General features: G+C 70.8%; 8 protein-coding genes and 1 pseudogene. 8 read left to right on the top strand and 1 reads right to left on the bottom strand.

What is annotated here, in order from left to right; genetic code table 11:
- The first annotated feature begins 181 nt into the window (after positions 1-181).
- From rsfS to pmbA, 7 genes are all read left to right on the top strand, one after another.
- On the top strand, positions 182-520 hold the full coding sequence (rsfS, locus tag KUV67_02635) for a ribosome silencing factor (protein ID MBY6203765.1): 339 nt from the start codon (positions 182-184) through the stop codon (positions 518-520).
- 10 nt (positions 521-530) lie between these two features.
- The gene (rlmH, locus tag KUV67_02630) at positions 531-989 is read left to right on the top strand and encodes a 23S rRNA (pseudouridine(1915)-N(3))-methyltransferase RlmH (GenBank protein MBY6203764.1); all 459 of its coding nucleotides are present in this window, start codon (positions 531-533) and stop codon (positions 987-989) included.
- Between the two features lie 50 nt (positions 990-1,039).
- Positions 1,040-1,594: a Maf family protein gene (locus KUV67_02625; GenBank protein ID MBY6203763.1), complete on the top strand. Its 555-nt coding sequence runs from the start codon at positions 1,040-1,042 to the stop codon at positions 1,592-1,594.
- Between the two features lie 164 nt (positions 1,595-1,758).
- Positions 1,759-3,369, top strand: a complete 1,611-nt coding sequence (locus KUV67_02620; GenBank protein MBY6203762.1) for a ribonuclease E/G — start codon at positions 1,759-1,761, stop codon at positions 3,367-3,369.
- Positions 3,370-3,382: 13 nt separating this feature from the next.
- Complete coding sequence (locus tag KUV67_02615) at positions 3,383-7,582, top strand: hypothetical protein (protein MBY6203761.1); 4,200 nt, start codon at positions 3,383-3,385, stop codon at positions 7,580-7,582.
- A 369-nt stretch (positions 7,583-7,951) separates the two neighbouring features.
- Entirely contained in the window at positions 7,952-9,382 is a 1,431-nt protein-coding gene (gene tldD / locus KUV67_02610) for a metalloprotease TldD (protein MBY6203760.1), read from the top strand.
- A complete protein-coding gene (gene pmbA, locus KUV67_02605; GenBank protein ID MBY6203759.1) occupies positions 9,379-10,758 on the top strand; it encodes a metalloprotease PmbA in 1,380 nt (459 codons plus the stop codon). Before tldD ends, pmbA begins: the two co-directional genes overlap by 4 nt.
- Positions 10,759-10,825: 67 nt before the next feature.
- Here pmbA and KUV67_02600 read toward each other — a convergent pair.
- Positions 10,826-11,425 (bottom strand): annotated as a pseudogene (locus KUV67_02600) (YceI family protein).
- A gap of 367 nt (positions 11,426-11,792) precedes the next feature.
- Here KUV67_02600 and tpiA point away from each other — a divergent pair.
- On the top strand, positions 11,793-12,560 hold the full coding sequence (gene tpiA / locus KUV67_02595) for a triose-phosphate isomerase (protein ID MBY6203758.1): 768 nt from the start codon (positions 11,793-11,795) through the stop codon (positions 12,558-12,560).
- Positions 12,561-12,590: the final 30 nt, after the last annotated feature.

Below are 12,590 nucleotides of genomic sequence, written 5' to 3'. Positions count from 1 at the left end.
CGAACCCGGCGCCGGCCCTCGGCGTCGGGTTCGTTCGTTTCGGCGGACCGGTCCCCGGACGGTCCGGCAGGGCGGGTCGGTCGCGTCGGCGCCGCGGGGGGCGTACAATGACCGCCACCCCATTGCAGCGAGACGGTTCCGCCCTTTGAAATCTGCCGACAACGCCGAATCCGTCCAGCGCCTGCGCGACCTCGCCGTCGCCGTGCTGGAAGATGCCAAGGCGCAGGATCTCCAGGTCTTCGACCTGCGCGAACGAAACACCTTTGCCGACTTCATGATCGTGGCCAGCGGCACCTCCAGCCGCCAGATCAAGGCCATGGCCGAGCGCATCTCGCTGAAGCTCAAGGCGCTGGAGCTGCCGCCGCCGCTGGGCGTCGAAGGCGAAGAAGGCGGCGAATGGGTGCTGGTCGACCTGGCCGATGTGGTCGTCCACCTGATGCTGCCCCAGACCCGGGCCTTCTACAACCTGGAGAAGCTCTGGGACGCCTCGATCCGCGAACGCCCGGCCCAGACGCTGTAACGCCGTCCCGATGGACCTGGCGCTGATCGCCATCGGGCGCCGGATGCCCGCCTGGGTATCCGACGGGTTCGAGGAATACCGTCGCCGCCTGCCGCCCCACCTGTCGCTCCGGCTGATCGAGCTCGACGGCGGACGGGGCACGTCCGAGATCGAGATCCGCCGCGACGAAGCCGCGCGGATCCAGGCCAGGATTCCCGACGGTGCTCAGGTCGTCGCCCTGGACGGGCGGGGCAAGCCGTGGTCCACCGCCGAGCTGTCGAAGCGCCTCGAAGGCTGGCAGATGGACGGTCGGCCGGTCGCGTTGCTGGTCGGCGGCTCGACCGGCCTCGACGACGCGGTGCTCGCAGCTGCAGACCAACGCTGGTCCCTCGGGCCGCTGACCCTGCCGCACATGCTGGTCCGCGTGCTGCTGGCCGAACAGGTCTATCGCGCCTGGTCCCTGAGCAGCGGCCATCCGTATCACAAGTAGACGCTACGATGCCTGCCATGCCATCGACTTCGAGCGACCGCGCCCCGCGCATGATCCTCGCCTCCGGTTCGCCGCGCCGGCGCGAACTGCTGGCCGTGCTCCTGCCGCGCTTCGACGTGATTCCGGCCGATATCGACGAGTCGGCAAGAGAGGGTGAGGCGCCGTCGGACTACGTGCGCCGGATGGCGCGCGAGAAGGCCGCCGCCGGCGGGTTCCCGGACTGGACCCTCGGCGCCGACACGAGCGTGGTCCTCGACGGCGTCCTTCTCGGCAAGCCCGCGGACGAGGAGGAGGCGATCGCGATGCTCGAGCGCCTGTCGGGCACGAGCCACCGGGTGCACTCGGCGGTGGCGCTGCGCGGTCCCGAGGGCGAATTCGCCGAATGCGAATCCATCACCGAGGTCGAATTCGCGACGATCGACCCGGCGTGGATCCGGCGCTACGTGGCCTCCGGCGATCCGATGGACAAGGCCGGCGCCTACGGCATCCAGGGCGCACCGGCGGCGTGGATCCGTGAGCTTCGCGGCAGTTACTCGGGCGTGGTCGGCCTGCCGCTGTTCGAAACCGCCGACCTGCTGCGCGGCGCGGGCTTCGACCCGGCCTGAGCCAGCGTGGGCCGTGACCCCGTCGATGCTATGCTCGACGCGTCCCGCCGGCGGCTGGATCGCGGCACGGATCGATCGAGGAATCGTCGCCTCGGACCCGGAACCGACCCTCCTCGATGCCCCCGTGCGGCCCCTGACGACCCTCCCAACAGCGAAGCCCGACCGTGAGCAATGAACTGCTGATCAACGTGACGCCGTCGGAAAGCCGAGTGGCGCTGGTCGAGAACGGCCTGCTCCAGGAGCTGCACCTGGAGCGCGCCGACGACATCAGCTACGTCGGCAATATCTACTTCGGCCGCGTCGAGCGCGTGCTCCCCGGCATGCAGGCCGCCTTCGTGAACATCGGCCTGAGCCGCACCGCGTTCCTGCACGCCGGCGAGATCGCGCGGCCGCGGCCCGAATTGTCCACGGCGCTGGACGACGAACTGGACGAGCCCACCGTGCCGCCGATCGGCGAACTGATCCGCGAGGGGCAGGAGGTGCTGGTCCAGGTGGTCAAGGACCCGATGGGCTCGAAGGGCGCGCGCCTGACCACCCAGCTCAGCCTGCCTTCGCGCTACCTGGTCTACCTGCCCGGGGTCCGCTCGGTCGGGGTTTCGCTCAGGATCGACAACGAAGAGGAGCGTGCACGCCTGCGCGGTCTGGTCGAGCAGTTGATGTCCGAGCGCCGGACCGACGACGGCGACGGGAAGAGCCAGGAGGCCGACAGAACGAGCGGTCGGAAAAGCGACGGGGAAAGCGGCAGGGGGGGGCGCGACACCGCCGTCGATGAGCCCGGCGGGGCGTCGGCCGAGGACATCGGCCTGATCCTGCGCACCAATGCCGAAGGCGTGGAGCTCGATGCGCTGCGCCGCGACCTCGACTACCTGCGCCGCCTGTGGCGCGACATCGAGCGCCGGATGGCCGGGTCACCGAAGCCCGGCGACTGCATCTACGAGGACCTGTCGCTGCCGCTGCGCGCGATCCGCGACCTGATGCACGGCGGCATCGACCGGGTGCGCATCGACGATGCGAAGACCCTGCGCCAGGCCCAGGCCTTCGCCGCGAACTTCGTCGCCGAATGGGCCGACCGGATCGAGGCCCACGGCGGCTCGGGCCCGCTGTTCGACCTGTTCGGGGTCGAAGACGAGATCACCCGGGCGCTGAAGCGCGACGTGACGCTGAAATCCGGCGGCCACCTGACGATCGACCAGACCGAGGCGATGACCACGATCGACGTCAATACGGGCGGCTACGTCGGCGTGCGCAATTTCGCCGAGACCGTGTTCAAGACCAACCTCGAGGCGGCCCAGGCGCTGGCCCGTCAGCTGCGGCTGCGCAACCTGGGCGGCATCATCATCATCGATTTCATCGACATGGACGACGACGAGCACAAGCGCCAGGTGCTGCGCACGCTGACCCAGGCGCTGGCGCGGGACCCGGCCAGGAGCACCGTGTCGGAGATCTCGCCGCTGGGCCTGGTCGAGATGACCCGCAAGCGCACGACCGAGAGCCTGGAGCACCGCCTGTGCGAACCCTGTCCGCACTGCAACGGCCGGGGCTGGCAGAAGTCGGTGGAGACCGTGTGCTCGGAAATCTTCCGCGAGATCCTGCGCGCGGTCCGCCAGTTCGAGACCGGCCAGCTGATGGTCATGGCCCCGCCCCAGGTCGTCGACAAGATTCTCGAGGAACACACCCGGACCATCGCCGAACTGACCGAACAGCTCGGGACCAACATCCGCTTCCAGCCCGAGGAACAGTACGGGCAGGAACAGTTCGACGTCGTGCTGCTCTGATCCGGGGGCAGGATTGAGCTCGGGACCGACTTCTTCCTCGACGCCGTCCGCTCCGCGCCGGCCACGACGGCGCCTGCGCAGCCTGCGGCGCGGGTTCTGGAAGCTGGTCGCCGTGGTCATCATCGGTTCGGCGGCGCTGGTCAGCATCGGCCGCCTGCTCGCGCCCTATGCCGACGTGGCCCGGCCGCTGGTCCAGGACCTGCTCGCCGAGGCCCTGCAGCAGCCCGTGCGGATCCGCGAAATCCGCGCCCGCTGGCCGAGGATGTCGCCGGAGATCCGCCTGCACGGGCTGGAGGTGGGCCCGGACGACGCGCCGTTGCTGCAGATCGACCAGGCCCGTCTGCAGCTGCGGCTCTACAACCTGGTCCGACCGGCGCGCAACACGGTCGGCCTGGCCGCGCTCGGCCTCGACATCGCCGCCGTGCAAGACGATCGGGGCCGCTGGAGCTGGCAGCTGGAACAGGGTGGGCGCGTCGGGCGCGGCTGGGAGCGCGCGCTGACCGCCGGCGACCTGACGCTGCGCGACGTCGGCATCCGGATCGAACCCCGCGACCTGCCGCCGATGCGCCTGCGCGTACCGGAAGCGGCGCTGGCCCGCGACGGCGCCCGGATCGCGGCCCACCTGCTGGCGATTCCGGAGGGGCTGGACGGACGATGGGCTCGTCGGGCAGGCGCCGAGCCTGCCGGACGCCCGGAAGGCGATCCGATCGACCGGCCGGGCCGGCAGTCGGGAGCCGATCTCCCCGCCGAGACGGCGGATCCGGAGGGCGCTTCACTCGTCGAGCCGGTGAACGAGACAGTCGCCGAGACCGTCGTCGCTCCGATCGTTGCTCCAATCGTTGCTCCAATCGTTGCTCCAATCGTCGACCGTGCCGACGATGGCGGAACCGTTTTGACCGGAACGCCGATCGAGATCGGGCTGCGCCTCGAGCTCCCGGACTCGGGTCTGCGCGCCGTGCGCGCGCATGCACGCATCGACGAGCTGCGGGTGCCGCCGTTCGAAGAGGGCTCCGAGTCGCTGCGCGTGGCCGGCGACCTGTGGGTCGACTGGTCCCCGGCGGCCGGCCTCGAGGCGATCGGTGACCTGGCCCTGGAACGGCTCGACGAGGAGCAGGTGGTCGAGCGGCTGGTCCTTTCCCTGATCGCCGCGGGCGGCAACGAAAACGGCAACGGGCCGGATCGCGAGATCAACGACCCGACCAACGACGAGACCGACCACGACACCGACCACGAGGCGCTGGTGCTCGATATCGAAGGACGCGATCCGGACCGGGGCGTGACCTGGATCGAGAACGCGGCGGTCGGCCGGAGCCCGGATCACTGGGCGCTGGCGGCGGAATCGATCGACCTGGCGCTTTTGCACCGGTGGACCGAGCCCCTGCGCGAGCGCGGCGCGCTGCCGGAATTCGAGCTGGCCGGAATCGCGCGCGACCTGGCCCTCGGCGGGGACGCCAGCGGCCATCTCCACGCAGCCTCCGGCGTGATCGAAGACCTTGACGTTCGTGTGGAACTGACCGGTCGGGTCGCCGAGCGGATGCCCGGTCCGCTGGACGTGCACGCCTCGCGGCTGGAGTTGGCGCTGGCCGGCGACGCGCTGGTCGTGCAGCCCTGCGGCGTGGTCGGGCTCGAATGGCCGGGGCTGTTCGAGCGACCTCTGCGCTTCGACGCCGACGAGGGCTCGCTGCTGTTGCGGCCGTCGTCGATGGACGTCCGCGATCTGGTGCTGGCCCACCCGGAGGTCGTGCTTGCGATCGACGGACGACTGTTCGACGCCGGCGATTCGGTCGCCCATCCGCTGTTTCTCGACCTGCTGGTCGAGACCCCGCGCATCTCGACCGAGGCGCCGGCCGACTGGATTCCGCGGCGCGGCCTGCCCCCGAAGACGCGCGCGTGGCTGGTCGATGCCCTGGTCGGCGTCGATCGGGCCGAGGCGACGACCACGTTGTTCGGAACCCCGCGGACCTGGAAGCAACGCCTGCCCGACGGCGGCCTGGAAAGTCGGATCGACGTCGGGGGGCTGACCCTGGCCTACGCCGACGGTTGGCCGGCCGCGACCGACCTCGAGGCGCGCGTGACCTTCCTCGGCGAGTCGATGACCGCGGCGATCGGCACGGGCCGGATCGCCGGCACGGCGCTGGTCGGGCCGCGGATCGAGATTCCGCGGCTGCGCGACGCCGAGCTGACCCTCATGCTGGAAACGGCGGCAGGGACGGGAGCGGACGCCCTGGTCGACCTGGTCCGGGCCCTGCCGCTGGAGGCGGCGCGACCGACCCTGGAACGGCTGGAGTTGCGCGGCGCCGCGGCCGCGACCGCTCGCGTGGTGCTGCCGGTCAAGCGGATCGACGACTGGCAGCTCGACGGCGAGGTGGTGTTCGACGAGGCCGTGCTGCGCTGGCCGGCGCCGGCCTACCGGCTCGATGCGCTGACCGGCCGCGTGCGCTTCGGCCGCGACGGGTTCGGGCCGTCGGTGCTGGGCGGGCGGCGCGCGGGAAGGGCGGTCGAGCTGGAGGTCGCGGCCGACTTCCAACCGACCTTCGAACTGCGCCTGGCCGGCGAATGGCCGCCGGCCGCGGCGCTGCCGGACGACCGTCCGGCCGAACTGGCACCGCTCCTGGCCGACGCCTCCGGTGCGCCGCGCTTCGACGTCACGATCCGGGGCGCGGAGGATTCGCCGGCGAACACGGAGTCGAGCGGGCCGTCGGTACCGGATCGCGGCGATTCCGGGCCGACCGGCTCGGTGATCGTGGAAAGCGACCTGGTCGGCCTGGCACTGGCCTGGCCCGAGCCGCTCGACAAGCCGGCCGACGCTCGCTGGCCGTTCCGCCTGGACGTGCCGCTCGGCGACTCGCCGGCACCGATCCGCTTCGACCTGGTCGACCGGATCGAAGGCCTGGTCGGCGCGGACCGGCTCGGCCTGGGGCTGGGTGCGGCGGAGGCCTCGCTGCCGACCGCCGAGGCCTTTCGGGTCGTCGGCGACCTCGCCGCCCTCGACCTGTCGGGCTGGGTCGGGCAATTCGCGACCGGCCCCGGGGCCGTTGAAGCCCCCGGTGACGCATCCGGGGGTGCAGGCCTCGAGCTGGCGCTGGACCGCGCGGTCGACGGATGGGTCGATGTGACGATCGGCGATCTGCGCTTCGATGCCGCGTCGCTCGGACCGGTGGCCGCGTCCCTGGGCCGCGAAGCGGACTACTGGCGCCTGCTGCTGGACGGCCCGGCGCTGGCCGGCCGGTTCCGGCTGCCCGCCGCCGGTGCCGGGGCGGTGGTCGTCGACCTCGATCGCCTGCACTGGCCGCGGCGCGAGGACGCCGACGGGACGCCCTCGCGGCCGAGCCGGATCGATCCTCGCCGGCTGCCCGAGGTCGACGTTCGGATCGACGACCTGCGCTACGGCGACCTGGCGCTGGGTCGGCTGTCGGTCAATACGCACGCCGCCGCGCGCGGACTGGAAATCGAGCAGTTCTCGATCGAGCACCCGACCCTCGGCCTGACCGGCGGCGGGCGCTGGAGGATGCCGGCCGATTCGGACCAGCCGAGAACGCGCGGACGCTTCCGCCTGACTGCCGACAGCCTGGGGCAGGTGCTCGCCGACGCCGGCTACGACCTTGCGCTGCAGCGCGGCCGGGCGGTGATCACGCTTACCGGAGGATGGCCGGGCAGTCCGCTGGATTTCACCCTCGAGCGCTTCGAGGGCGAGCTGGACCTGGCGATCGGCGACGGCGTGATTCCCGAAGCGCGCGTCGGCGCCGGCCGCCTGCTCGGGCTGGTCAGCCTCAATTCGATTCCTCGCCGCCTGCGGATGGACTTCACCGACGTGTTCGCCGAGGGGCTGACCTTCGACCGGGTCGCGGGGCATTTCGAACTGGCCCAGGGCCGCGCGGTGACCGACGACCTGGTGATCGAGGCGCCGGCAGCGATCGTGCAGATCCGTGGCGAAACGGACCTGGCCGAGCAGACCTACGACCAGACCCTGATCGTTCAGCCCGGCGTCGGCTCGACCCTGCCGATCATCGGCGCGCTGACCGGCGGCCCGATCGGCGCCGCGGCCGGCGCGGCGCTGCAGCAGCTGCTCGACAAGCCGCTGCGCGGGATTTCCGAGGTCCAGTACACGGTGACCGGTCCCTGGGACGACCCGGTGCTGGTGCCGGTCAGCGCCCGCGGCGTCGAAAGCCTGCCGGAGCCGGAATCACCGCCCGGGACTGCCGAGGGTGGTTGAATCGGCGGCCATTGCCCGGATATCTGGATTCGGCGCGATCGAGAGCGCGATTAACGATGTTTAGTCCACAGATGAACACGGATCAACACGGATAATGTCGGTGTCGTGGTTCGGATGATCGGCTCTCGATCAAGAAATCGATCGGTCTCGCAAGACCCGGAAAATCCGCCCCATGGGCTCGGGAGTCCGGACGAGGATCGAATCCTTGCCGAAGCTCGGCGCTGAATCGAAAGATCATTGTTTCACCGGTTCGTTCATCAGTGTTCATCTGCGTTCATCCGTGGACACACAAGGAATTTCTTTGACTGGCGGCGACCAACGCCGCTGCGACTGCCTCGACGACTGGCACCATACGAGTACCCTGACGACATGCTGCAACTGGCGACCGAACATCTCCTGACCCCGGCCGAGCTCCAGCCGGACGATCTCGACCGCGTGCTGGGCCGGCTGGTGGCCGGCGCGGTGGATCTCGGCGACCTGTATTTCCAGCATCGCCGGACCGAGACCTGGAGCCTGGAGGACGGCATCGTCAAGGCCGGCGGCTTCCACATCGACCAGGGGGTCGGAGTGCGGGCGATCGTCGGCACCGGTACGGGCTTCGCCTACGCCGACACGATCAACCTGCCGGCCCTGATGGAGGCCGCCGGCAGCGCCCGCTCGATCGCTCGCAGTGGAAGCTCCGGCAGCCTTCCGGTGGCGAGCCCGGTGCAGGCGCCGGCGCTGTACTCGCCGGACGATCCGATCGCGGCGCGCGGCTCGGCCGACAAGGTCGACCTGCTGCGCACGATCGACGCCTACGCCCGTTCGCTGGATCCGCGCGTCAGCCAGGTCAACGTTTCGCTCGCCTGCCAGTACGAGTCGGTGCTGATCGCGGCCAGCGACGGCACCCGCGCCGGCGACGTGCGGCCGCTGGTCCGGCTCGACGTCCGGGTGATCGCCGAGGAAGGCGATCGGCGCGAATCGGGCAATGCCGGGGGCGGCGGTCGCTACGCGCTGGACGAACTGATGCAGGCCGACGCCTGGCAGCGCCTCGCCGGCGAGGCGGTCCGCCAGGCCACCCTGAACCTCGGCGCCGAGGACGCCCCGGCCGGCCAGATGACCGTCGTGCTCGGACCGGGTTGGCCCGGCGTGCTGCTGCACGAGGCGATCGGCCACGGCCTCGAGGGTGATTTCCATCGCAAGGGCATCTCGGCATTCAACGGCCGGATCGGGGAACGGGTCGCGACCGAGCACTGCACCGTCGTCGATGACGGGACCCTGCCCGGTCGGCGCGGCTCCCTGTCGATCGACGACGAGGGGACGCCGACCTCGTGCACCACGCTGATCGAGAACGGCCGCCTGACGGGCCTGATGCAGGACAAGCTCAACGCTCGGGCGATGGGCATGAAGCCGACCGGAAACGGCCGCCGGGAATCCTTCGCACACGTTCCCATGCCGCGGATGACGAACACCTACATGCGGCCCGGCGACCACGACCCGGAGGAAATCCTGGCGTCGGTGGACGATGGCATCTACGCGGTGAACTTCAACGGCGGCCAGGTCGACATCACCTCCGGCAAGTTCGTGTTCGTCGCCTCGGAGGCCTACCGGGTGAAGAACGGCAAGGTCGGCGCGCCGCTGAAGGGCGCGACGCTGATCGGCAACGGCCCGGATGTACTGACGCGGGTGTCGATGGTCGGCAACGACCTTGAGCTCGATGCCGGCGTCGGCGTGTGCGGCAAGGACGGCCAAGGCGTCCCGGTGGGTGTCGGCCAGCCGACCCTGAAGATCGACGGTCTGACCGTCGGGGGGACGGCATGAGCGCTTCCCGCGACGTGATCCAGCGCGGTGCCCACGACCTGCTCGACGACCCGGACGGCGAGCAGGCGCTGCTCACCGACGTCGCGTCCGACGTGCTTCGGCGAGCGCGCGCCGGCGGCGCGGACCAGGCCGAGGTCAGCGTCAATTCGTCGCTGTCGCGCGAAGTCAACGTGCGCCTCGGCGAGATCGACACGCTGGAAGAGGCGCGCGACCGTGGCGTTTCCATCACCGTCTACCGCGGCCGGGCCAGCGGCTCGGCGACCACCGGTGACCTGTCGCCGGAGGCCCTGGGCCAGGCCGTGGAGCAGGCCCTGGCGATCGCCCGGCACACGCAGGCCGATCCGGCCGGCGGCCTTGCCGACGCCGGCCGGATGGCGACCGTGATCGAGGACTTCGATCTGTGGCATCCGGCGATGCCGGAGATGACCGCGCTGATCGAGCGGGCGCGGGCGATCGAGGCCGCCGGTCGATCGGTGGACGCGCGGATCGACAACTCGGAGGGCGCGGGGGTCTCGACGTCGGCCGCGGTCGGGGTCTACGCCAATTCGCACGGGTTCGTCGGCGCGCGTCGCTCGACCCGCTTCGGCCAGAGCTGCGTGCTGATCGCCGCCGACGACGACGGCATGCAGCGCGACTGGGACTGGGACGACCGGAGCCGCTTCGATGCGTTGGCCGATCCCGAAGCGACCGGCCGCGGTGCCGCCGAGCGGGCGCTGCGGCGGCTCGGTGCGCGCCGGGCGCCGACCGGACCGGCGCCGGTGCTGTTCACGCCCGATACGGCGCTGGGGCTGGTCCGTCACCTGATCGGCGCCGCGTCCGGCGGCAATCTCTATCGCCGATCGAGCTTCCTCCTCGACCGCCAGGGCGAGGCCATCTTCCCGGACTTCGTCCAGATCGACGAGAACCCGCACCTGCACGGCGCGGACCGGTCCAGTTCCTTCGACGCCGAGGGCGTGGCCACGCAGGCCGCCCCGTTGATCGACGCGGGCCGCCTCGCGCGCTACGTGCTGTCGAGCTACTCGGCGCGCAAGCTCGGGCTGGAGTCCACGGGCAACGCCGGCGGCGTCCGAAACCTGCTCGTGCGGCCCGGCTCCCTGGACCAGGCGCAGCTGGTCCGCGAGATGGGCCGCGGCCTGGTGGTCACGGAGGTGATGGGGCAGGGGGTCAACCTGGTGACCGGCGACTATTCGCGCGGGGCATCGGGCTTCTGGATCGAGGACGGGGAGGTGGCCTGGCCGGTCGAGGAAATCACCATCGCCGGCAACCTGCGCGACATGTTCTCCGGCCTCCGGGCCCTGGGCGCGGATGTCGAGCGCCGGCGCAACGTGCAGACCCCCTCGATCCTGATCGACCGGATGACGGTCGGCGGGGATTGATCGCGGCGCAGGCATCGCCGCGTTCGGGCGGCGGCCGCCCGAACGGCTTCTGCGATCGTCTCGCAAGTCAGGACGCGTCGTCCTCCGACTGGCGGATGCCCTCGATCGACAGGATCATCTCGACGGTCTCGGCCGGCCCGAGGTCGTAGGTGATGCCCCAGTCCGCCAGCGTCAGGGTCGTGCTGCCCTGGAACCCCCGGCGATAGTTGCCCCAGGGGTCTTCGCCGGCGCCGGTCTGCTCGACATCGATGGTGACTTCGCGCGTCTGGCCGAGCAGCGACAGGTCGCCGGTCAGCCGGTAGCGGTCGTCGCCCAGGGGCTCGAAGGCGGTCGAGCGGAAGCTCGCCTCGGGGTGGGCGTCGACCTGCAGGAAGTCTTCCCCGCGCAGGTGATCGTCGCGCCGCTCCAGGTTGGTGTTGACACTGGACGTCCGGATTTCGACCTCGACGGAGCTTTCCTCGGGCGCTTCGGGATCGAAGGTTAAGCGGCCGTCGAAGTCGTCGAAGCGGCCGTACAGCCAGGAAAAGCCGAGGTGCGAGATCTTGAACTAGACGAACGCATGCATGCCGCGCGTGTCGATCGTGTACTGCTCGGGGGCGGCGGCGGTCGGGCCGGCAGCGGCCAGCAGCGAGCCGCACAGCAGGGTGATGCCAAGGCGGGATCGGATCATCGGTTTCGACTCCATCGATTGAAGGGTGAATGCGGTCGAGGCGGTCGCCGGATTCCTCGTCGGTGCCGGCGTCGCCCCGGAAGACGAACCCGGAAGACGAACCCGGAAGACGAACCCGGAAGACGAACCCGGAAGACGAACCCGGAAGACGCCGGATGCCGGCGGCTGCCGGCGGGCAGGCCTCGTACTCGGCCGGATCATGCAGCGTCGATGTGAACGGCGAGCCAAGCGGGCGTCTCGCATTGCGCCCGACGCGCCCTGCGCCTATCCTGTCGCCCGCCGCCGACCGAACGGCCCGAGCGACGTGCATCGCGCCGCGTTGTGTGCCGGCGGCTTACGAGACCCACGGACCGAGGAGAACCCCATGCATCCCGATCGACGACCGCTGATCGCAGGCAACTGGAAGATGAACGGCTCGCAGGCCATGACCCGGGCGCTGATCGGAGACATCGTGTCCGCGTACGAGGCCCGGCCGGTCGATGCGGACGTCGCCGTGATGCCGCCGTTCCCGTACCTGCTGACCGCGCGCGATGCGCTGGGCGACTCCGCGGTCCGGCTCGGCGCGCAGGATCTCAGCGCCGAGGCGCCCGGCGCCCACACGGGCGACGTGGCGGCGGCGATGCTGGTCGATTGCGGCGTTTCCCTGGTGCTGGTCGGTCACTCGGAGCGGCGCGAAGACCACGGCGAGACCGATGCGGTCGTTGCGGCGCGGTTCACGGCGGCGGTCGAGGCCGGCCTCGTGCCGGTCCTGTGCGTCGGCGAAACCCTGGCGCAGCGCGATGCGGGCGAGGCCGAGGCGGTGATCGGCGCGCAGGTGGACGCGGTCGTCCGGCACGCCGGGATCGCGGCCTTCGAGCACGCGGTGATCGCCTACGAACCGGTCTGGGCGATCGGCACCGGGCGGACCGCCACGCCCGACCAGGCGCAGGAAATCCATGCATTCATCCGGGCCCGTCTCGCCAATGATGATGCTACAATTGCGGGCCGCATTCGGATTGTCTACGGCGGCAGCATGAAGCCCGGCAACGCGCCGGAACTGCTGGCCTGCGAAGACATCGACGGCGGCCTGATCGGCGGCGCATCGCTGGATGCGGCATCGTTCATGGGGATCGTCGGGGCTGCAGCGCGCTGAGGCGGCGGCAGGCGCGACGACCCGGCACCG

This window comes from Halomonas denitrificans (assembly GCA_019800895.1).
In the GTDB taxonomy this organism is placed as follows: Bacteria; Pseudomonadota; Gammaproteobacteria; order Xanthomonadales; family Wenzhouxiangellaceae.
Note: the sequence above shows the minus strand (reverse complement) of the source record. Positions and strands in the feature narration are given on the sequence as shown.